Origin of the sequence: Rhodobacter ferrooxidans, from assembly GCF_000176015.1 — a bacterium.
Taxonomy (GTDB): domain Bacteria; phylum Pseudomonadota; class Alphaproteobacteria; order Rhodobacterales; family Rhodobacteraceae; genus Pseudorhodobacter_B; species Pseudorhodobacter_B ferrooxidans.
Map to the genome: position 1 here is coordinate 15,590 of NZ_ACYY01000001.1, position 20,635 is coordinate 36,224.

The following is a 20,635-nucleotide window of genomic DNA, read 5'->3' on the forward strand; positions in this document are numbered from 1 at the left end:
GGGTGTTTTCCCGGTCTTGTCCTGCCCGGTCGCAGGCTATGCCCCGGAAAAGACCAAGGGGGACCGGCTTTACAGCCGACCCCCCGTTTACAAGTGCTTTGTAAAGGTTCGGCTTACTCGGCTGCCTCGGCAACGGGCAGGACCGAAATGAAGGTGCGGCCCTTGTAGCCCTTCTTGAAGGTCACATTGCCGACAACCTTGGCAAAGATCGTGTGATCGGTGCCCATGCCGACGCCGGTGCCCGGGAAAAAGGTCGTCCCGCGCTGGCGCACGATGATGTTGCCCGGAATGGCAACCTGACCGCCATAGAGCTTGACGCCCAGACGCTGGCCGGCCGAGTCGCGGCCGTTGCGGGATGAACCGCCTGCTTTCTTGTGTGCCATGGGGTGTTACTCCTGTGCAGCAACGGCGGCTTTGGCCGCGCGTTTCGGTTTCGCCGGTGCCGCAGCCACGGGGGCCGGGGCGGCGTTGTGGGCGGCGCGGCGGGCATCGGCGGTGCCGGTGGCAGCGGCCACGCCCGAGGCATCGGCGCCCGAGGCCAGCACGTCGGTCACCCGCAGCAGCGTCAGTTGCTGGCGGTGGCCCTTGGTGCGCTGCGATGAGTGCTTGCGGCGGCGCTTGACGAAGTGGATCACCTTGTCAGCCTTGATCTGGGCGATCACTTCGGCCTGCACGGCAGCCCCCGCCACCAGCGGCGCGCCAACGGTCAGGCTGTCGCCGCCAACCATCAGAATCTCGTTGAACTGGACTTTGTCGCCAGCATTTGCAGCCAGTTTTTCAACGCGCAGGATGTCGCCAGCCTGAACCTTGTATTGCTTGCCGCCTGTCTTGAGGACCGCGAACATGGGTCATTCCTTCTCGTGTTCCGCGTCCTCTGGCCCCGGGATCACCGGCGTTTGGGCTTTGCCTCGGACAGCGCGCCCCTGAGGGACGGTATCAAAATGAAATCCCGGGCCAAACCCAAGGGTCGCCCGAGATGCGGGCTTATCCCGGATCGCGCGGCCCGAGTCAAGGCCCGCAACGCAGCGTGAACGGCCGGAAATCAGATATCCTCGCCCAGGATCCGCTTGGCCGCTGCCCAGCCCAGATCATGCGAGATGCGCGTGAAAACCACGTCAAAAGCCGCAAATACCGCGGCATTCAGCTTTTTGCCGGCGGCGGTTTCGGCAAAGGCCTGATATTTGGCCAGATCGGCGTCCGAAAGCGCGCGGTAAGACAGCGCCAGATAGGGAAACAACCAGTCGGCGGTCTCGCCCCGGACATCGGCCTCCTGCGACCACACATCGGCAAGCATGTCCTGTTCGGTCATGCCGCCTTCGAAAGCGCCGCCTTCGGACAGTCCGTGGTAAAATGCCAGATTGGCGTTCAGTGCGCCCGACACATTGAACTCGATCAGGTCATTGGTTTCGGCAAAGCGCTGCAAAGCTGCCATCCGCGCATCGTTGGCGGCCATCATGTCCTGTGCCGCCAGCCGGGCGTCCTCCACGGCCGCCGGGTCGAGCATGGCGCGGCGGGCTTCCAGTTCCAGCGTCAGGATGGTCTGGCCGGTGACGCTGCCAAAGAACGCCTGCATCGCCGCAATGCCCGCTTTGTCGCCGCCCAGTTCGGTCGCCAGAACCCGGTCGAACTCGCGCCGCATCACCGCAGGATCATAGATCTGCGCCACGGTCGCCCGCCATTCCGCCCCGCCACGTCCGGCGAACATCTCGTCCGCCAGCGTCTGGCCATAGCTCAAGCCTTCCTCGCGCATCACCTCCAGCACGCCGGAAATCTGCATGGTGTCGGCCAGCCGCACCACCTCGGCGCTGACCGCCGCGGCCTCGGACTGGGTCGCCACCGGAGTTTCCGCTGCCAGCGGCAGTGCGGCAAAGGTGGTGAAAACCACAAGGACCAGGCGGAACAGGAACATCAGAAAGGACTTTCGCATGAGGACTGCCTGCAAACAGCTAGCCGCAACACCGCCGGTTGCCAAGCTTCACACTGCCACATCCTGGATGGAGTTGGTCCTTTGCGCCATGGTCACGGTCTGAAAGATGTTCTGACTGGGCTGTATGACTATCAGCGCCGCCACCTGTTTCCGAGTTTTGGAAAGGTTGTGGGCTGGATCACGCACCATCCTTGCGCCTTTCCGGAACGGATCACGCCACTGCCGTATCCGGTTTGGATGGATGTCAGCCCCCGCCACCAGATCGACCGGTGCCTTCCCGCGTTGGGCCGCGGAAGCGACGGCTCTATCCGCCGCTCGGCCGCCAAGCCGATCATCTCGCGCAGCAGGTCCGCATCTGGGGTGTTCTCGGCGAGGTCGTGCAGCTTTCTCGTATCCGGGGTCATCGGTATATCAGCGGGCATCGGTGAAATCGCCGGTCCGGGTTGGTGTCTGCAACCAGACCCCACCGGAGCTTCGCCGGTGACCATCTCACCAATAGCCATCTCCACGCACGGGGACAGCATCTCGGGAAGGGGTCGGATCAGAGCCTGCGACGACAGTCACCATGTGCCAAGGTCAGTCGGCGGATCCCGGCAGAAAAGAAGGCTCGAAGCCCAATTGAAGCCGCCATCAATTGATCGTCACGTTCAGAAATCCTTCCAAAGTGCATTTCCGTTCGTTCCCGTCACTTTCTGCGCCTGCGCAGCCTGATCTTCGGCAGTGGCAATTTCCGTGATGTCAACATCAGAGCGCGTGTGGCGTTTAAACGCGGACAGCGCGACAATTCGACCCTGATTTTCTGTGCCCTGCCCCACCTTGAATTTCGACACGATCGTGGCAAGACCTGTCGCATCCTGGCTCAAAGCATGACTGGCTGCGGTCGTTTCTTCCACCATGGCGGCGTTCTGCTGTGTTACCTGATCCAGTTGCGTCACGCCGATATTGATCTCTGCAAGACCGGTCGATTGCTCGGTCGCACCCACGGCAATATTTGACACAAGGGTCGAGATACTGGCCACCGATCCGACGATGTTGTGCAGCGCCTCGCCGGCTTTTCCGACCTGTTCAACGCCGCGGCCGACATGTTGGGCGGAAGTTCCAATCAACGTCTTGATTTCCTTTGCTGCGGCCGACGAGCGCTGCGCCAGTGCCCGCACTTCAGAAGCGACCACCGCAAAGCCCTTGCCTGCGTCTCCGGCGCGCGCAGCCTCCACTCCGGCGTTCAGCGCCAGAAGATTGGTCTGGAAAGCGATGTCGTCGATGGACCCGATGATTTGCGAGATTTGTTGTGACGACCTCTCGATCTCGGACATTGCGGCAACCGCACCTTCCACCACGGCGCTGCTCGCTTCTGCCTCTTTCCGGGCCTGGTGGACAATGCCCTCCACTTCGCGTGCCCCATCTGCTGCCGATTTGACAGAAGCAGTCAATTCGTCCAGCGCCGCCGCCGTTTCTTCAAGGGCGGCGGCCTGGTTTTCAGTGCGCCGCGACAGATCCTCGGATGCCGTGCTGATTTCATTCGAACGGGCGCGGATGCTTTGTGACGCATCAACCACCTGGGCGATCGTGTCGGACAGCTTTTCGAGCGTGGTATTGAAATCGGTCCGCAGCGCATCGTAGCCCGCCGCAAAGGCATCGCTGATCGGTCGTGTCAGATTGCCCACCGACAGATCGCGCAGGCCGCAGCTCAGGGATTGCACGACATTTTGCAGGGCCTCACGTTCTTTCGTCAGCGATTCGGCGCTGTTCATGGCTTCTTGTTGCGACTCATTTGCCTGGCACAGAAGGGCATCCGAGGTCTGGAACATTCGCGCCAATACCATCGAAAGCCAGATCAGCGGCACCGTCTGCACCACCAGAACGACGGCATGAAGCGTCACCCGCCCCAGCGAGGCCTCGCCTGGAAACACCGCTTCGGTGAAGGTGAAGTTCAGCACCAGATGGTGCACCGCAATTACGCTGGCATAGGTCACGATCGGCCGCCAGTCGCAAAACACCGCCGTCAGGGCGAAGGCTGCGAAGAAAATCATGTGGCTGTCGGCCTGCCACGGGTGGCCGCGCAACATGTAAACGATCGTCGAAACTGCCACCGCCAGCCCGGCAGATGCCGCCATCTGTACCGCCAGTGCCGGACCAAGACGCCATTTTTCAAACGTCACCAGCCCTGCCACCAGCGCCAGCATAGCGGCTTCAATCAAGCCGCCCTTACCCAGAACCACCCCCAGCGCACCAACCAGCGGCACATGCGCCCACAACAGTATGACCGCGTAGAACAAAGCGCGTTTTTGCAGGTCATCAATCGTCGCAATCATTTCACGTCCTTTCGATCGGATTCCCGCAAGTCACCGTTCCCGATGCGTCCAAAAGCCAGAAACCCTGACTTTTGAGATGGGCCAACGCGGTCGGATCGCCGCCAGTGTCAAGGATGACGACGTGTCCCTGCCAATGCAGATCAATGATCGCCAATCCAGTTGCCGCCGCACGACCAAAACCGTCATTTTGCCAAGGTGGAAACAAGACTGCTATCTGGCGTGACTGGTCCGTTGGCCCGAAGGTGAGCCCGGTCAAGACAGAAACCCCCAAGACCGAAATCAACATTGTGCTGGCATAGACAGACATTTCTGGTTCCCCTTACCGGATCGCTTTTGCCATGAAACCCTGAACGCTCAGTTAAGCGCCGCCTGCCATTGGGTTTATGGAAACACGCCTGCCTTCGCGTGATCAGCGCCGCCACGCATCGCCAAACGCCACCCGGCCCATACCGCGCAGTCGCCGGGGCTGATGGCCGATGTCGCCATGTTCATCGCAAATGCTGCGGGCGTTCCGAAAAATCAGGCGCGGGCGCGGACCCGGTCCAGCAGCCACTGGTGAGTATGGCCGGGGAAGGGGGCGTCGAACTTGCGCAAGAGCTGGGCATAGCCATGGCCCAGCTCGGACCCCTTGCACAGTCGCTGGCCACTGGCGTGGTCTTGCAGGATCAGGCCCCCGCCAGCCTCGGCCAGTGCATAACCCTTGCGGCGCAATCGGGTGATCAGGTCGGCCCAATCCGTGGCATAGGCGAAATCGTCCGCGAGAAGCGCCCGCAAGGGAGCGACGAGCCGCTCATCCGCCCGCACGGGCGTCTTCGCTTTTTCCCGGCGCGCGATGTCACGACTGATCGCGTCGCGGATCACCTGCCCCACCGTCACATCATCGCCCGCCGCGATCCGCCGCAAGGCGGCCAGCATCGGTTTGGGCAGTTTCAGGGTGACGATTTCCGGTTCCATGCCGCGATGCTGGCAGAACCTGGTTAACAAACCGTTGAACCCTTAGTGCCCGCCATCCTCGCCCAAAGCCGACCGCGCCGCATCTTCCGCAGTGGCCTTGGTCACCCGCTTCCCCACCCCCTGCCGCCAGTCGCGGGCAATCGGTGCCACCGGCTCCTGCCCGGCCTCAAGTGCGATCACCGCCCGGCTCTTGCGCGCCCGCTCGGTCGCCGATTTCAACTGACCGCAGGCCGCCATGATATCCTCGCCGCGCGGGGTGCGGATCGGGCTGGCATAACCGGCATTATAGATGATGTCGGCAAAGGCATGGATGCGGTTGCCGCTGGAGCGCTTGTAGGGCGCGCCCGGCCATTCGTTGAACGGGATCAGGTTGATCTTGGCGGGGATGCCCTTGATCAGCTCGACCAGCCGGTAGGCGTCTTCCTTGCTGTCGTTCACCCCTTGCAGCATCACATATTCGAAGGTGATCCGTTCGGAATTGGTCAGGCCGGGATAGGCGCGCAACTCGTCCATCAGTGCTGCGATGTTCCATTTGCGGTTGATCGGCACCAGTTTGTCCCGCACCTCGTCGGTGGTGGCGTGCAGCGACACCGCCAGCAGGCAGCCGATCTCGCGCGCGGTGCGGGCAATTTCCGGCACCACGCCACTGGTCGAAAGCGTGATGCGGCGGCGGCCAAGGGCGATGCCCTCGTTGTCCATCACCACCTTCATGGCGTCGCGCACATTGTCGAAATTATACAACGGCTCGCCCATGCCCATCAGCACCACATTGCTGATCAGCCGGGTTTCATCCTTCGGTGCGCCCTGCACCGGCCATTCGCCCAGATCGTCGCGCGCCAGCATCACCTGGCCGACAATCTCCGCCGCCGTCAGGTTGCGCACCAGCACCTGCGTGCCGGTATGGCAGAAGGTGCAGGTCAGCGTGCAACCCACCTGGCTGGAGATGCACAGCGTGCCGCGCCCGTCCTCGGGGATATAGACCACCTCGACCTCGTGGCCGCCCGCGATGCGCACCAGATACTTGCGCGTGCCATCGTCGCTAAGCTGCCGCGTCACCACCTGCGGCAACTCGATCACGAAATGCTCGGCCAGAAAGGCGCGGTAGTCCTTGGCGAGGTTGGACATCAGCGCGAAATCGCGCTTGCCCCAGTGATAGACCCATTGCCAGACCTGCCCCACCCGCATCTTCGCCTGCCGCTCGGGCGTGCCTGCGGCCACCAGGGCGGCGTGCAACTGGTCGCGGGTCAGGCCGACGATGTTGATCTTGCCGCCCTCGGGCAGCTTGCGCGGCAGGGTCAGCACGTCCTGGGTGATCGGCGCAAGCGGGGTCATGGTATCCTCGTCGCTGGGTTGGGCTGGATATAGTCGATCCGGGCGGAAATGCAAAACGCCCCGGGTGCTGCCGGGGCGCTTGGGGAACCTGAAACCGCAAGCTTACTTGCAGCGCTTTTCGGCATCCGTCATCGCGGCAGTGAAACCGCGCAGGCTGAAGGTATCCTTGGTCTGGGTGCCCTTGCCGGACCGCGCCGACAGCACCGCCGTGGTGCCTTTCTTCATCGCCGCCAGCACGGCCGCGTCATCGGCGGTATTGGCGGGCCAAGCCCATTCGCCATCGGTGAACAGCTCGAACGTGGTGCCGTCGATGTTGACGTTCACGGTGGAACCGGCGGCAAACGGATAGCCGCCGCTGAACGACACTTCGCCGGGCTTGCCGGGGCGATAGGTCACGAACAGCAGGATATCGCCGCGCCGCACTGACACCGGCTTGCCGTCGCGGGTGTTGACGGTCTCCTTGGGCTTGGAAACCCCCAACATTCCTTCGGCTCGTTCTCGGTGAACACGCTCCAGTCGGTCATCACCGCGACCTGATTGGTGGATTCCTGCGCAAAAGCCACCGGCGCCGACCCGGTCAGCGCCATCGCGATCACCGCCCCGGCCAGGGTGCGCCCCAAATTGGATGTCATGTCGATCTCAGCCTCCAGCTGCCTTCTGCCTTTGCCCGCGCCACGCTGCATGCAACAGCGCTTTGATATCAAGCTTTTCCTGTGGCGCAGGGCAATTCAACCCGATATCCCACTCTTAGCGCAAAAAGGGCCGGATGCAAAAGCCCCATGGGCGTAAATTCGCGCATCTGTGACGGAGGGTAGCATGACAAAAGCCATACCGATGGTCGAGCTTTGGCGCGGCGGGATGCTGGAAAGCAGCCATGTCGGCCATGCGGTGATCTGTGGGCCGGATGGTGAGGTCGTCGATGCCTGGGGCGACCCTGCGGCGGTGATCTTTCCGCGCTCGTCGTGCAAGATGATCCAGGCGCTGCCGCTGCTGGAAAGTGGTGCTGCCGAGGCTTACGGCCTGACCGACGCGCAGGTGGCGTTGTCTTGCGCCAGCCATCAGGGGGCCGCGCTGCATACCGGCATGGTGACGCGCTGGCTGGCGGCGCTGGATCTGGCCGAGCCCGACCTGCGTTGCGGCAGCCACGAGCCTTACGACCGTGCCGAGCGGGATCGGCTGATCAAGACCGACACCTCGCCCTGCCAGATCCACAACAACTGCTCGGGCAAGCACAGCGGTTTCCTGACGCTGAACAAGCATCTGGGCGGCCATGCCGACTATGTCGAACACGACCACCCGGTGCAGCGCGCGGTGAAAGCGGCGTTCGAGGAAGTGACCGGCGAGACCAGCGCCGGCTGGGGCATCGACGGCTGCTCGGCACCCAACTTTGCCACCTCTTTGCACGGGCTGGCGCGGGCGATGGCCTATTTTGCCAATGCCAGTGATGGTGGCGATGCCCGCAGCCGCGCCGCCAACCGGCTGACCGCGGCGATGGCCAGTTATCCCGATCTGGTGGCGGGTGAGGGCAGGGCCTGCACCGAATTGATGCGGGCGATGGATGGCCGGGTGGCGATCAAGACCGGCGCCGAGGCGGTGTTCGTGGCGATCGTGCCCGAGCGGCAAATCGGTATCGCGGTCAAGATTGTCGATGGCAACAGCCGCGCCTCCGAGGCGGTGATTGCCGCGCTGCTGGTGCGGCTGGGCGTGCTGGAGGCGGACCATCCTGCCACCCGCAAAAGGCTGAACGCCGTTCAGACCAACTGGCGGGGCAAGCAGACCGGCATTCTGCAACTGGCGCCGGGGTTCCTGTAGGGCCTGAAAAGGAACGGCCGCCGCCGGGGCGCAGGCGCTCCGACGACGGCCAAAGAAGCGCAGCAAGCGACCCGGTGGCGTGGTCTGGGCGGGGGCAAAAGACCGCGCCACCGGATCTACGTCACTTGCTACAGCGCTGTTATTGCAAGGCAATCAGGCAAGGAAATGATCACGCCGCGCCGGTTTGGCGGTCATTTCACGGCAATTTCGCGGCAGGGCTGCAGGCTTGATTTGTGACCGCAAGCCGCTAAGATTTTCCGATGACCGCACCCACCCCTTTCCCGCTTGCCGACAGCATAAACGAGGTCGTCAGCTTTGACCGCCGCGAGTTGAACGCCATCCTGTCGCTCTATGGCCGGATGGTGGCCTGCGGTGAATGGCGCGACTACGGCATCTCGTCCTTGCGCGATCTGGCGGTGTTTTCGGTGTTCCGCCGCACTGCCGAGCATCCGCTGTATCGCATCGAAAAGCGCCCCAAGCTGCGGGCGCGACAGGGGCTTTATGCGGTGGTCGGGCAGGACGGGCAGGTACTGCGCCGCGGCCCCGATCTGGCCGCGGTGCTGCGGGTGCTGGAGCGCAAGCTGATCCGCCCGGTGGACTAAACCTTACGAGGTGGGAGGTTTCGGCAACGGTGCCAGCACCGCCAGCCGCGCCTCGGCCCGCACATCATAGCGCCCGTCGTCGCGCGGCCGTTCGGACAGCGACACGGAGCGGACCACGCAATTGCCCTCGGTCTTGCGCACCTCGGCGCAGGCGGCGGCGGCTTCAGTCAGCGCGGCGCTGCGGCGGGCGGCCAGATCGGTGGCGGCCACCGGGCGCGTGTTGCCACCCAGCAGCTTGACCTCGCGGCTGTGCATGTCGCGGCCCTCGACCCCTTCGATATCGCCTGCCGGATCGGCGGGGGTGAAGGCAAGGCTGGCCTCGACGATCACGATGCCTTCACGGTCGGCCATCCGCACCGTCAGTTCGCGCAGCGCACAGGATTGCGCCAGCGTGGCCAGCAGCAGCGGGCAATCGGCCTCGGCCAGTTGCTTGCCGCGCGCCTGAACCGCCAGCGTCAGCGCCGCCCCTTGCGGCAGATCGCCCTCACCCAATAATTCCGCCACCGGCACCCGGCGTTCCAGCCGCACCACCCGGTCAGTGCTCAGGCCGGCCATATCGAACACCGCATCGCGCTGGCTGTCGGCCCGGTGTTCAATCGCCACCCGGCCGACTTCCATCAGGATACGCCCGGCAAAGCCAAGCTCGCCATTCTGCGCCTCGTTCATGAACTTTGTCATGAACAGCCCGTAGCCCATCGCCCCGAGGAAGGGGATCAGCAGCAAGAGCCGCATGCTGCTGGAAAACGCCTTGAACAGCATCATTGCACCCTTTCGTAAACAACCGGCACCACCGCAGCGGCCAGATCGGCAGCGCCGTCCAGACCAAAGGCGGCGCGGATATGGTTTTCGGCGCGCTGGATGAACCAGGCGTCATGTTCTTCGGCACCCGAGGCAAACACCAGATCGGCAGGCATCAGATGCACCGTCGCCCCCGCCACGCCACGCCAGGTGGCCTTGGCCGCGGTTTCCGGCGGCACAGAGCCTGCCAGCAGGCCGTTACTGGCGCCCCGATGCAGCAAGTCCTTGTCGGCAGGCTGACCGAACGCGCCGCGATACCAGCGGTCATAGGCGGCATAGGCGTCCAGATCCTGTTGCGGCGTGTCACGCCCGATGCCATCGGTCTGCGGCAGCGCCCATTTCGGCGCGCCGACGCCATTACAGGCATCACTATGCAGATCAACGGTTTCCAGCACCGCCCCTTCGGGCAGGTTCACCACGCCCGAGGCCACCCCCGACAACAGCACCACCCGCGCCACCTTGGCTCCCGGCATCGGCAGGATGTTCCACAACACCCCGGCATTGCGGTCCTGCAAGATCAGATAGACCGGCTCCGGCCCCGGCGGCACCACCAGGTTCACCAGTTGCAGCGCCAGGTCGGATCGCACGTTGATCAGCCCCTTCTTCGGCAGCTTGGTCTCGTCCAGATTGTATTTGTAATGATGCTCCAGCCCGGCTGCCGCCTGCGTCAGAACCATGTCCTCGGCATAGGCATAGACCAGCGTCGGCTGTTCGCTGCCATTGGCCAGCAAGGGCACCACCCGCTCGCCCTTGGCAGGTGCGGTCAACGCGCAATCCGCGGCGGGGGTCAGCACCTGCAAGGCCGCGGGCATCGCCATCACGGTGTCGCGGTCAAAGCCTTCGGCCAGCGTCGCCAGTTCCAGTGGCGCACCGTCCTGCCGTTCGATCTCGGTCAGGCGGGCGCTGCGGTTGTCCATGGTGCCGATGGTGGTCATGCCGCCCGGCAACAGGCCGTCAATCGGCAGCTTGAAACCCTCGCCGGTGGTCAGGAATGCAAAAGCCGCCCCAAGACCAACCAAAGACAGCAGGATCGTTTTCGGCTCCATCACCCGGCTCCACCGCAATCATTTCCAGATTGCAGACAGACCATGGGTTTTGGGCGGGTTTGTGGCGCAAAACGTGCGTTTTCGTGCGGGTTACAGCCGCCGTCGATGGGTGACCGGCCCGCCGCCTTGCGAAATGATGCGGGCGATGGCGCTTGCGGTATCCTCGATCACCACCGCCATGGCATGACCAGTGGCGTGGATCATCCGGGCGGCATCCATCGCCATCGCCACATGGCCTTTCCAGAACAGCAGATCGCCGCGCTGCAACGGCGCGTCTTCGGGGATTTCGGTGCCCAGCGCCTGTTGCAGGTCGCTGTCGCCGGGGCATTGCTGCCCGCAGGCCAGAAGCGAGGCCTGCACCAGACCCGAGCAATCCAGCCCCGCCCGGCTGTTGCCGCCCCACAGGTAGGGCGTGCCAAGGAAGCTTTCCGCCACCCCCACCGGGTCGCTGAACCAGTCACCAATTTCGCGCAAGTGGCAGGTCGGCACGAAACCCTTCGGCGTTTCGCTGAACTTGCCTTGGGTGCCCAGCACCGTCAGCCGCGCGCCAAAGCTCAGGCTGGCGGTTTCCGGCGCCTGCACCTTGGGGCCGGAATAGAGGTGGCTGCCAAGGGCGGCAATCCAGTGGGTCGGTGCTTGGGGCGGCCCCAGCGCCGCCTCGGGCAGATAGCCGCAATAGCCGTCGCGCGCCGCCTGACCGAAGGCATAGCCCTGATGCCGGTCGATCACGGTGAAACCGTCGCCCAACAGCAATTGCCGCTCGCGCGCCCCACTTGGGCTGGCCAGCAGATCGACCAAGGGCAGCGCCACCTGCATGGCCTCGCCCGGCGTATAGCGCGGCGCTTCGACACTGCCGCGCAGGCTTTGCAGGGCGGCACGGGCGTTGGCGGGGGTCAAACGGCGGTCCATCTACAGCCCCAGCATCTGCGGCAGCGCCGACAGGATCGCCCGCGCGCCCTGCCCCACCGCACCTTTGGGTCGGGCCGGCAGATCGGCGGGGCTGTGGGCATAGATGTCGAAATGCAGATAGCGCGGGGCATCGACAAACCGCCGCAGGAACAGCGCCGCCGTCACCGACCCGGCAAAGCCCCAGCCGGGCGCGTTGTCCAGATCGGCAATCCCCGGCTCGATGATATGCTCGTAGGGCGTGTGGAACGGCAGCCGCCAGACCGGGTCGCAGCCGGCCTTGGCACCCTTGGCCAGCGCGTCGGAAACCGCCTCGTCATCGGTGTAATAGGGCGCAAGGTCCGGCCCCACCGCCACCCGCGCCGCCCCGGTCAGCGTCGCCATCGAGATCAGCAGGTCCGGCGCCTCTTCGCAGGCCAGCGCCAGGGCATCGGCCAGCACCAGCCGCCCCTCGGCATCGGTGTCGTTGACCTCGACCGTCAGCCCCTTGCGCGAGGTCAGGATATCGCGCGGCCGCAGCGCCCGGTCGGAAATCGAGTTCTCCACCGCAGGCACGATCACCCGCAGCCGCAGCTTCAGCCCCAGCGCCATGATCATCTCGGCCAGCCCCATCACCGTGGCCGCGCCGCCCATGTCCTTTTTCATCAGCAGCATGCCCGAAGACGGCTTGATGTTCAGCCCGCCGGTGTCGAAACACACGCCCTTGCCGACCAGCGTCAGGCTGGGGCCACTGCCGCCCCAGCGCAGGTCCAGCAGCCGCGGCGCGCGGTCCGACGCCCGGCCAACCGCATGAATCATCGGGAAATTCTGTGCCAACAGATCGTCGCCACAAACCACCGTCGCCTGCGCCCCATGCCGAGCCGCCAGCGCCAGAAACGCCGTCTCCAGTTCCGCAGGCCCCATGTCGGAGGCAGGCGTATTCACCAGATCGCGGGTGAGATATTCGCCGGTCGCCATCGCCAGCAGGCGTTTCGCATCGCAGCCCTTCGGCAGTTTCAACCGGGCAATCGGGCCGATCTCGGCACCCGGGCGATAGCGGTCAAAGCGGTATTGCGCCAGCAGCCAGCCCAGCGCCGCCTCGTCGCGGTCAGCCTCGGGCAAGCCCTCGAAATGCCAGTCGCCAGCAGGCAATGCCGTCGCCGCCCGCGCCAACCCGAACCGCCCCCGCGCCCGGGTCTTGGCGCTGCCATAGCCGACAACCGCCGCCGCCACGCCACCATCCGCCGCCGGAAGCAGCCGCAAATCGCCCAAGGCCGCCTTGAAATCCCCATCCGTCAGCCAGCCCCGCACCGCGGCGGGCTGTGCGGCCAGCCAGCCGGAAAGATCATCAGCGACAACCACATGCAGGGGGCGCGAGGCGGCATCGGGGGCGGCAAAGGCAAGGGTCATGGCGGCTTCCGGGTTCAGGGATACCCCGCGACCCTAGCCGTTCCATGGCCACCCGCAAGCCTCAGATCGACTGATCCAGCAGATCCTTGTCCGAGGCCAGGGAACGCTCCGCCACCCGCAACAGCCGTGCCCAGACCGCGGAAAACGCCGTGACATCGCTGCTTTCCAGACAATTGCGCACATCGCCCGCCACCAGACCCAGACTGACCATGCCCAACTGCTCCGACATCCGCTGCAACCGCCGCAACTGCCGCGACAGATCGGTCAGATCATGCGCCCGCACCTTCTGCGCCAAGCCCGACATGGTCAGCGCCAGCTCGCCCAAGGCCCGCGTCACCACCTGCTCGGCGGCCTTGGTGCCCATGTCGCGATACATCGCCGCAACCGGCTCTGCATCCTGCCGAACCCGATCATGCGGCCGCAGCACCACAATATTGCCGTCCATCAACCCAACCTCCGTTACACACCCAGGGCCAACCTGCGCCCTCATGTTGAACAAAAGGTTGAACCCTGCGCACGAAACCGCTCGAATTTTCCCGATCCGCCCCCTAGGTAATGGGCAACCATTGGAGGCCCCATGCACTACGCCAAACCCCTGCCTGCCTATCTGGTGCAGCGTTTCAACGGCTGGAAAGCCACGTCCTATCAGGAAAACAAGGCCTGGTTCCGCCGTCTGGCCGAAAGCGGCCAGCATCCGCGCGCCATGGTGATCTCGTGCTGCGACAGCCGGGTGCATGTGACCTCGATCTTCGGCGCCGACGAGGGCGAGTTCTTCATCCATCGAAATGTCGCCAATCTGGTGCCGCCGTTCAGCCCGGATGGCCAGGTGCACGGCACTTCGGCGGCGGTGGAATATGCCGTCACGGCGCTGCGGGTGGCGCATATCGTGGTGCTGGGGCATTCGCATTGCGGCGGCGTGCAGGGCTGCCACGACATGTGCAGCGGTGCGGCGCCGGAACTGGAGCTGGCCTCCAGCTTTGTCGGCCGCTGGATGGACATCCTGCGCCCCGGCTATGCCCGCGTGGCCCACCTGCCCGACGCCGCCCGCCCCCGCGCGCTGGAGAAAGAGGCGGTGCTGGTCAGCCTGGAAAACCTGATGACCTTCCCGTTCGTGCGCGCCGCGGTAGAGGCCGAACGCCTGACCCTGCACGGGTTGTGGACCGACACCGGCGAGGGTGGACTGGAGCAGTATGACCCGGCCGTGGGATTCGTCCCGGTCTGAACCCTACTGCCCCCAGTCCGCCGCCTGCATCTCGCGCAACCGGCTGGCAGTGCGTTCGAATTCGAACGCGCCGGTGCCTTCGATATACAGGCGTTCCGGCACGTCTGCGGCAGAGGCGACCAGGCGGACTTTTGCCTCATACAGCGCGTCGATCAGGGTGACGAAGCGTTTGGCCTCGTTGTAATTGCTGGCGGAAAGCTGCGGGATGTCTTCAAGGATCAGCACCCGCACCTCGGCGGCGATGGCCAGGTAATCGGCGGGGCCGAGCGGGCGGGCGCACAGCTCCCAGAAGGTGGCGCGGCCGACGCCGTTGGCGAAATGCGCCAGTTCCACGGTGCGGCCGCCAACGTCCAGTGCCAGCGGCGACCCCGGCGCCCCCCCGGTCAGGTCGCGCCAGATCGCACCAATGGCCGGGCCGGCCTTGCCCGCGGGGTGGAAATACACCTGGGCGCCGCGCAGCCGGTGCTGGCGGTAATCGGTCGGGCTTTCCAGTTGCCGCACCTGAAACCGGGCGTGCAGCAGGGCAATGAACGGCAGGAACAGGTTGCGGTTCAGCCCGTCCTTGTACAGATCGTCCGGCACCCGGTTCGAGGTGACGACGATCACCACCCCCGCCGCCAGCAGTTTCTCGAACAGCCGACCCACGATCATCGCATCGGCAATATCGCCGATCTGCATCTCGTCAAACGCCAGCAGGCGCAGGTCGCGGGTCAGCGCCTCGGCCACCGGGGTCAGGGCATCCTCGACATTGGTCTGACGGGCGGCGTGCAAGCCGCGCTGCACCTCTTGCATGAAGGCGTGGAAATGCACGCGCCGCTTGGCGGTGATGGCGACGGAGTCGTAAAAGAGGTCCATCAGCATCGACTTGCCGCGCCCGACGCCCCCCCAGAGATAGATGCCCTTGGGGCTGGGCACCGGGCGGGCGAACAGGCCGGCAAACAGGCCGATCTTGCGCACGGCATTGGCCTCCAGCCACTGTCGCAGGCTTTCCAGATCGGGCAGCAGCGCGTGCTGGCCGGGGTCGGCCCGCAGATCGCCGCATTCGATGCGGGCCTCGTAGATCTCGGTCAGGGTCATTCGCATAACGTTGCATAGAATAGCCGCGGCGCGCTGAAAACCCCACATGTGCCACAGGTTTTTCCCCGGCCCGCTGCTGATCGCATGACCATCCTGCTGCGCGCGATCCAAGCCTTCGGTCACCCGCGCGACGAAAACGACCGACAGGGACAGCTGCCGCGTGAACCGGTTTCATCTGTTTGAAAATATCCCCGCCGGAGGCACCCGGTCCAACGGCCAAAGCCTCCGGCGGGGATATTTGACCAGAGAAGAAGCCACAAGGCGAAGGGCGGGAACCGGCGGTGAGAGATCGCAAGGCGTTGGCGCACCTATCGTCGCACCGGCTTGCCGCACGCCGGATCACCCCCTAAGCTTTGGCTGTTCCAACGAAAGATCGTGCCATGCGCCTGAGTGCCCTTGTTGTTGCCCTTGCCCCCAGCCTCGCGCTGGCCACGCCGTTCGACGGCCGTTACGACATGGCCGACTGCCAGAACCCTTACAGCGATGGCAAGGTCGAGGTGCAGGGCGACGCCATCACCTTCTATGAGACCCGCTGCGCGCTGTCCAATCCGACCGCTGTTGCCGACATGGCGGGTGCCACATTCTATGACGGCGCCTGCTCGGGTGAGGGGCAGACCTGGGCCCGCCGGATGCTGCTGAGCCGCGGGATCGGGGGCGAATTGGTGGTGATCGACGCCGACGGCACCTACATCTATCAGCCCTGCCCCTGAGAGGCCGGCCCGACCGCGCAAATGCCGCAGATTGGCGTGATCTGGATCAAGCTTTGCCAGTTTCGCCAAGCCTATCCTGTGCGTGCAGGGATCGCCCCTGCGGCCAGCGTGCGGCGCATGGCACGCCAAGGATCGGCATCATGACCGGCTCTCATCGCCAAAGCAAACACCTTGCCATCGCGGTTTTCCTGGTTCTGTCCATTGCGCTTTCGGCCTGCGGCAAGAAGGAGGAAATAAGCTATTCTATTGAACCGGCCGCGCCCCAGCATGAACACAACGGTCACCACGACTGACAGGTTAGGCTGCCTTTGAAAGCAGCGCAGCAGGTCAAGGCCACGGGCGCGCGGCTTCGGCTTGGATCGGCTTGATTTCTGATTCAATTGATGCGGTCAACCGGGGTCTGACCACGAACTGTGCTGTTGACTGCCGCCGCCAAACGGTCGCCTTGTCTTATGTTGCGCAGCGACCGGCATCGACCAACGGCGGTCAGCTTGGCGGCGAGCGGTAGGGGCAGCATGGCGCTGCGTCGGCGGCTTGGCCTTGTGCAGACCGGCGCATGCGATGCCCCGATTTCGCTCCAACATCACAGCACAAATGCCGCAGTCGGGCATGATCTGGATCAAATTTGTCGGCGGATTCCGGTCGTAGCCTGTGGCTGCAGGGGTGGTCCCTGCGGCCTGCGTGCGGCAGGTTGCACGCCAGGGATCGGCATCATGGACGGTAACAAACGCCAATACCGGCACCTTGCCATTGCGGTTTTGCTTGTCATGGCAACCTCGCTTGCTGCCTGTGACACGGTGAAAGGAACGGTGGGTGATCGGGTACTGAACAACGCCCTTGGTCAACACGAACACGAAGGCCACCACGATTGATATAGCCGGTCGGCCTGCGGTCGGGTCTGCCGGTTGGCCGCGGATAGAGACTGGCCGGCGCTTCTGCGCCGCATATCCGCGAAGGGCAGGCCGCCACGCCTGCGGGTGCGCCGCAAACGGCTTCGACCTTTCACGGCTTTCCTGCGAGGATACGGTGGCTTCGGTCTGCCGGGGCGGGGCTTTCCCCGTCCCGGCAGGTCCGGTCAGTAGATCAGCGCGTCGAACACCCCGAAGGCACCGGCGGTCGAGCTCAGTTGCTGGTCATTGCCGGTATCGCGGGCATAGGCCGCCACGGCATTGTAGGTGCCCGGCCCGAATGAGCCGTCGATGCCGCTACGGTAATAGCCGTATGCCGCCAACCGCGCCTGGATCGCCCGGCGCTGGCTGGAACTGTAAGAGTTGAAGGCCTGCGCCACCGGGGTGCGGTAGATGCTGGGGGCGGGGGCGTAATACGGCTGCGGCTGCTGACGCGGCGGCTGGTAGCGCGGCTCGTCGTAGTAAACCCGTTGCCGTGGCTGGGTATAGACCGGCTGGCGCTGATGCCGGTTGGCATCGCGGATCACGGCACCCAGAAGCAGCGCCGCGGCGGCACCCTGGACGAAATTGCGCTCATTCCGGCCGAACGCCTCGGCAGGGGCGGGGGCGGTCAGGCCGATGCTGAGGGCGGTAAGCGCGACGATGGCGGTTTTCGCCAGGGTCGAAGTCTTGATGACAGTGGACAGCATGTCATGGTCCTTTCGGGTTGCGGTATTTCCTGCAGCCAACATGGGCCGCTTGCCGACGCTAGGCAAAATCAGCGGGTTGATAGGCGATAACAAGCGTTGCCCCGCGTCAGCCCTGCCGCGCAAAGCCGTTTTGATTCAAGTCATTGCGCGCAAGTGGCATCGGTTCATGCTGGGTTCGCGGGAAGGGTTTTCCGCTGGCCGCGAGTCGGCCATTTGATGAAACGATGGGGAAATGCCATGAAACTGTTCAAGTTCGACAGGTCGCGCGTTGCTCTGCTGGCCAGCCTGCTGGTGGCCGGAGTCGTTCTTCAGGCCTGCGGCATGTAAACGCCGGGGTTCCGGCCTGCTGAACGCCTGAAAGGGCGGGCCTGCGCCCCTCACGCGGGCCCGCCCGTCGGGTTTATCCGTCAGCTTTGGCCGCCATTTGTCCGGCCCATTTGCCGGTGGCAAGGCAGCCGGTCAGCAGATAGCCGCCAGTCGGCGCCTCCCAATCCAGCATCTCGCCGCAGGCAAAGACCCCGGGCAACGCGCGCAGTTCCAGCCCTTCGGTCAGGCTTTGGCGGGCGATACCACCTGCGGAGGAGATCGCCTCGTCGATCGGGCGTGGCCCGGCCAGCCGGATCGGCAGCGCCTTTATCGCCTGCACCATGGGCAGGCTGCGGCCGAACTCCTGCACCAGTGCCACCGCCGCCGGGGCCAGACCCAGCTTGCGCAGGCGGTTGGCGGTGGTCTCGGCCGCGCGCATCTTTGCCAGCCGTGCGGCCACTTCGGCCTCGGCCAGATCGGGCAACAGGTCCAGCACCAGCGCCGCCCCCAGGCGCAGATCGCGGCTGACGGTATAGATGCCGCCACCCTCCAGCCCGCGGGCCGAGATCACGAACTCGCCACGCTCGCGCCGGTTGCCGACGCAAAGCGCCACGCCCTTCACCGGCGCGCCGAAGAACCGCGCCATATGCGGCGACCAGTCCACGACAAAGCCCATGTTGGCGGGCTGGAACGGGGTGATCTGCACGCCCTTGGCGGCCAGCCACGGCACCCAGGCGGCATCCGACCCCAGCCGCGCCCAGCTTGCGCCGCCCAAGGCCAGCACCGTCACCTTCGGCGCCAGAAGCTGCGGGCCATCGGGGGTATCAAAGGCCAACCCACCCTCGGCAAAGCCCTGCCAGCGCCAGCGGCTGCGCAGGGTCACCCCGGCCTCACCCAGCCGCTTCAGCCAGGCCCGCAGCAGCGGCGAGGCTTTCATCGCCTTGGGGAACACCCGGCCCGAGGAGCCGGTGAACACCTCCTGCCCCAGCGCGCGGCACCAGTCCTGCACCTGATCGGGACCGAAGGCTGCCAGCATCGGTGCCAGCCAATCGCTGTCGTAATGCGCGGTGAAGCGGGGCAAATCTTCGGCCTTGGTGAGGTTCAGCCCAGACTTGCCGGCCATCAGAAACTTGCGGGCCGGCGACGCCTTGGCCTCGCAGATCACCACCCGCCGCCCGGCAGCCGCCAGCGCCTCGGCGGCCATCAGACCGGCAGGCCCTGCACCGATCACCAGGGCATCCAGGGCCTCGGTCACGCCCCGGCACCCGGCGCGCGGCGCTTGATCTCGACCACGCGCTGCGGATATGGCATCTCGATGCCTTCCGACTTCAGCGCGTTCCAGATCGCGAAAAGCACCGGCGAGGCGTATTTGTTCTTGCCGTCGTCGATGCCGTTCACCCAGTATTCCACCGCGAAATCCACCGCACTTTCGCCAAACCCTTTCAGCTCGCAATCCGGCCCATCCGGCGCCTGCAACACGAAGGGCAGTTGCGCCACCGCCGCCTCGATGATCGGCGGCACACGGTTGATGTCGGTGTCATAGCTGACCGAGAACAGCGCCTCGTAGCGGTTGGCGCTGCCCTGGTCGGAATAGTTGATGACCCGGCTGGTGATGAAATGCTCGTTCGGCACCACGATCCAGCGGCCGTCAAAGGTTTCCAGCACGCAGGCCCGGGCGGTCATCTTGACGATGGTGCCCTTTTCGCCACCGTCAAGCTGCACATAATCTCCGACCGTGGTCTGCCCCTCGATCAACAGGATGATGCCCGAGACGAAGTTGGCGGCGATCTGTTGCAGGCCAAGCCCGATGCCGACACCCAGCGCACCGCCCAGCACGGCGACGGCGGTCAGGTCGATGCCCATGATCGACATCAGCAACAGGAAGGCCGCACCGAAGATCAGCACCTCGGCGGCTTTCGCGGCCAGTTCGCGGGTGGCGGGGCGCAGCGCCGGTTGCGCCTTGATGTAGCCCGCGCTCTGGCGGTTCGACCAGGCGCCCAACCAGAACAGCAGGCTGCCCGCAATCACCCCGCGGATCAGCGCCATCACCGAAAACCGGATATTGCCCAGCGCCACCACGGTTTCGTCCAGCCGGGTGGTGATGTCGTCCAGCACGCCCAAGGCATACAGCGCCGCCACCGGCACCAGCACATAACGGCCCAGCAGGCGCAGGAAACCGTCGGTCAACACCTCGCGCACGAAGATGCGGGCGGCGATGAACAGGAACACCCGCTTGCCGAAGGCGATCACCGCGCCCGAACCGAAGATCGAGCGCGTCACCTGCTCGCCCGCGGCGGTCAGGCCATAGGCGATCAGCGGCAGCAGCAAGGGCAGGAACAGCAGGGCGTATTGGCGGATGGTGGCGATCAAACCCTCGCGGCCTTCCGCCGGGGTGATCAGCCGTTGCAGCAGCGGTTGCAGGCGGCGGGTGATCAGCACCGCGGCGACAAAGGCCACCACCAGCAGCCCGAATTGCGACCAGGCGGCGGGGCTTTTGGCCCAGCCCAGTGCCACCTGCCCGGCCTGATCCAGCCAGCCCAGCAGTTTGCCGACAATTGCCGGTTGTTGATCCATCGCCTGCCCCCGCAGCCTTGCGGGGAAAGCAGTCGCAAGAAACGACGGCGGAAACAAGCCCCGCGCCCGCG

The 20,635-nt window shown here is 64.9% G+C and carries 23 protein-coding genes and 1 pseudogene; 5 read left to right on the forward strand and 19 right to left on the reverse strand.

The window, feature by feature from the left end:
• Nucleotides 1-113: 113 nt before the first annotated feature.
• From rpmA to RSW2DRAFT_RS00120, 9 genes and pseudogenes are all read right to left on the reverse strand, one after another.
• Nucleotides 114-383, reverse strand: a complete 270-nt coding sequence (gene rpmA, locus RSW2DRAFT_RS00080) for a 50S ribosomal protein L27 (protein WP_008026794.1) — start codon at nt 381-383, stop codon at nt 114-116.
• A gap of 6 nt (nt 384-389) precedes the next feature.
• Nucleotides 390-845: a 50S ribosomal protein L21 gene (rplU, locus tag RSW2DRAFT_RS00085; protein WP_008026795.1), complete on the reverse strand. Its 456-nt coding sequence runs from the start codon at nt 843-845 to the stop codon at nt 390-392.
• A 197-nt stretch (nt 846-1,042) separates the two neighbouring features.
• Entirely contained in the window at nt 1,043-1,927 is an 885-nt protein-coding gene (locus RSW2DRAFT_RS00090) for a hypothetical protein (protein WP_008026797.1), read from the reverse strand.
• 131 nt (nt 1,928-2,058) lie between these two features.
• Nucleotides 2,059-2,331: a hypothetical protein gene (locus RSW2DRAFT_RS00095; RefSeq protein ID WP_040671353.1), complete on the reverse strand. Its 273-nt coding sequence runs from the start codon at nt 2,329-2,331 to the stop codon at nt 2,059-2,061.
• 243 nt (nt 2,332-2,574) lie between these two features.
• Nucleotides 2,575-4,239 carry a methyl-accepting chemotaxis protein gene (locus tag RSW2DRAFT_RS00100; RefSeq protein ID WP_008026800.1) on the reverse strand — a complete coding sequence of 555 codons (1,665 nt, stop codon included), beginning with the start codon at nt 4,237-4,239 and terminating at the stop codon, nt 2,575-2,577.
• Between the two features lies 1 nt (nt 4,240).
• The gene (locus RSW2DRAFT_RS00105; protein WP_040671354.1) at nt 4,241-4,546 is read right to left on the reverse strand and encodes a hypothetical protein; all 306 of its coding nucleotides are present in this window, start codon (nt 4,544-4,546) and stop codon (nt 4,241-4,243) included.
• A gap of 212 nt (nt 4,547-4,758) precedes the next feature.
• Nucleotides 4,759-5,193 (reverse strand): relaxase family protein, encoded by a 435-nt coding sequence (locus tag RSW2DRAFT_RS00110; RefSeq protein WP_008026803.1) that lies wholly within the window; start codon nt 5,191-5,193, stop codon nt 4,759-4,761.
• Nucleotides 5,194-5,235: 42 nt separating this feature from the next.
• Nucleotides 5,236-6,525, reverse strand: a complete 1,290-nt coding sequence (rlmN, locus tag RSW2DRAFT_RS00115; protein ID WP_008026804.1) for a 23S rRNA (adenine(2503)-C(2))-methyltransferase RlmN — start codon at nt 6,523-6,525, stop codon at nt 5,236-5,238.
• A 102-nt stretch (nt 6,526-6,627) separates the two neighbouring features.
• Nucleotides 6,628-7,157: pseudogene (locus RSW2DRAFT_RS00120) on the reverse strand (invasion associated locus B family protein).
• 184 nt (nt 7,158-7,341) lie between these two features.
• Here RSW2DRAFT_RS00120 and RSW2DRAFT_RS00125 point away from each other — a divergent pair.
• Both RSW2DRAFT_RS00125 and RSW2DRAFT_RS00130 read left to right on the forward strand, forming a co-directional pair.
• Nucleotides 7,342-8,337, forward strand: coding sequence for an asparaginase (locus tag RSW2DRAFT_RS00125; protein ID WP_008026808.1), 996 nt, complete (start codon nt 7,342-7,344; stop codon nt 8,335-8,337).
• A 260-nt stretch (nt 8,338-8,597) separates the two neighbouring features.
• Nucleotides 8,598-8,939 (forward strand): DUF2794 domain-containing protein, encoded by a 342-nt coding sequence (locus RSW2DRAFT_RS00130; protein ID WP_008026810.1) that lies wholly within the window; start codon nt 8,598-8,600, stop codon nt 8,937-8,939.
• A 3-nt stretch (nt 8,940-8,942) separates the two neighbouring features.
• On the opposite strand, the gene RSW2DRAFT_RS00135 is transcribed toward RSW2DRAFT_RS00130, so the two are convergent.
• The 5 genes from RSW2DRAFT_RS00135 to RSW2DRAFT_RS00155 all read right to left on the reverse strand — a co-directional run bounded on the left by RSW2DRAFT_RS00135 (nt 8,943) and on the right by RSW2DRAFT_RS00155 (nt 13,523).
• The gene (locus tag RSW2DRAFT_RS00135) at nt 8,943-9,701 is read right to left on the reverse strand and encodes a hypothetical protein (protein WP_008026811.1); all 759 of its coding nucleotides are present in this window, start codon (nt 9,699-9,701) and stop codon (nt 8,943-8,945) included.
• A complete protein-coding gene (locus tag RSW2DRAFT_RS00140) occupies nt 9,698-10,783 on the reverse strand; it encodes a hypothetical protein (RefSeq protein ID WP_008026813.1) in 1,086 nt (361 codons plus the stop codon). Before RSW2DRAFT_RS00140 ends, RSW2DRAFT_RS00135 begins: the two co-directional genes overlap by 4 nt.
• 90 nt (nt 10,784-10,873) lie before the next feature.
• Nucleotides 10,874-11,692: a C40 family peptidase gene (locus RSW2DRAFT_RS00145; RefSeq protein WP_008026816.1), complete on the reverse strand. Its 819-nt coding sequence runs from the start codon at nt 11,690-11,692 to the stop codon at nt 10,874-10,876.
• The gene (locus tag RSW2DRAFT_RS00150; protein WP_008026818.1) at nt 11,693-13,078 is read right to left on the reverse strand and encodes a leucyl aminopeptidase family protein; all 1,386 of its coding nucleotides are present in this window, start codon (nt 13,076-13,078) and stop codon (nt 11,693-11,695) included.
• 61 nt (nt 13,079-13,139) lie between these two features.
• A complete protein-coding gene (locus RSW2DRAFT_RS00155) occupies nt 13,140-13,523 on the reverse strand; it encodes a hypothetical protein (RefSeq protein ID WP_008026819.1) in 384 nt (127 codons plus the stop codon).
• A gap of 132 nt (nt 13,524-13,655) precedes the next feature.
• On the opposite strand from RSW2DRAFT_RS00155, the gene RSW2DRAFT_RS00160 reads away from it, so the two are divergent.
• Entirely contained in the window at nt 13,656-14,300 is a 645-nt protein-coding gene (locus tag RSW2DRAFT_RS00160) for a carbonic anhydrase (RefSeq protein ID WP_008026822.1), read from the forward strand.
• A gap of 3 nt (nt 14,301-14,303) precedes the next feature.
• On the opposite strand, the gene zapE is transcribed toward RSW2DRAFT_RS00160, so the two are convergent.
• Nucleotides 14,304-15,383 (reverse strand): cell division protein ZapE, encoded by a 1,080-nt coding sequence (gene zapE, locus RSW2DRAFT_RS00165; RefSeq protein ID WP_040671355.1) that lies wholly within the window; start codon nt 15,381-15,383, stop codon nt 14,304-14,306.
• Between the two features lie 374 nt (nt 15,384-15,757).
• Between zapE and RSW2DRAFT_RS00170 the strand changes: the two genes are divergently transcribed.
• Both RSW2DRAFT_RS00170 and RSW2DRAFT_RS17685 read left to right on the forward strand, forming a co-directional pair.
• Complete coding sequence (locus tag RSW2DRAFT_RS00170) at nt 15,758-16,087, forward strand: hypothetical protein (RefSeq protein WP_008026826.1); 330 nt, start codon at nt 15,758-15,760, stop codon at nt 16,085-16,087.
• A 140-nt stretch (nt 16,088-16,227) separates the two neighbouring features.
• Nucleotides 16,228-16,380, forward strand: a complete 153-nt coding sequence (locus RSW2DRAFT_RS17685; protein WP_008026828.1) for a hypothetical protein — start codon at nt 16,228-16,230, stop codon at nt 16,378-16,380.
• A 96-nt stretch (nt 16,381-16,476) separates the two neighbouring features.
• On the opposite strand, the gene RSW2DRAFT_RS18415 is transcribed toward RSW2DRAFT_RS17685, so the two are convergent.
• From RSW2DRAFT_RS18415 to RSW2DRAFT_RS00185, 4 genes are all read right to left on the reverse strand, one after another.
• On the reverse strand, nt 16,477-16,950 hold the full coding sequence (locus RSW2DRAFT_RS18415; protein ID WP_156790585.1) for a hypothetical protein: 474 nt from the start codon (nt 16,948-16,950) through the stop codon (nt 16,477-16,479).
• A 212-nt stretch (nt 16,951-17,162) separates the two neighbouring features.
• Nucleotides 17,163-17,684, reverse strand: coding sequence for a peptidoglycan-binding domain-containing protein (locus RSW2DRAFT_RS00175; protein ID WP_008026829.1), 522 nt, complete (start codon nt 17,682-17,684; stop codon nt 17,163-17,165).
• Between the two features lie 400 nt (nt 17,685-18,084).
• A complete protein-coding gene (locus RSW2DRAFT_RS00180) occupies nt 18,085-19,233 on the reverse strand; it encodes a TIGR03862 family flavoprotein (RefSeq protein ID WP_040671384.1) in 1,149 nt (382 codons plus the stop codon).
• Between the two features lie 8 nt (nt 19,234-19,241).
• Nucleotides 19,242-20,564, reverse strand: coding sequence for a mechanosensitive ion channel family protein (locus tag RSW2DRAFT_RS00185; protein ID WP_008026832.1), 1,323 nt, complete (start codon nt 20,562-20,564; stop codon nt 19,242-19,244).
• Nucleotides 20,565-20,635 lie beyond the last annotated feature (71 nt).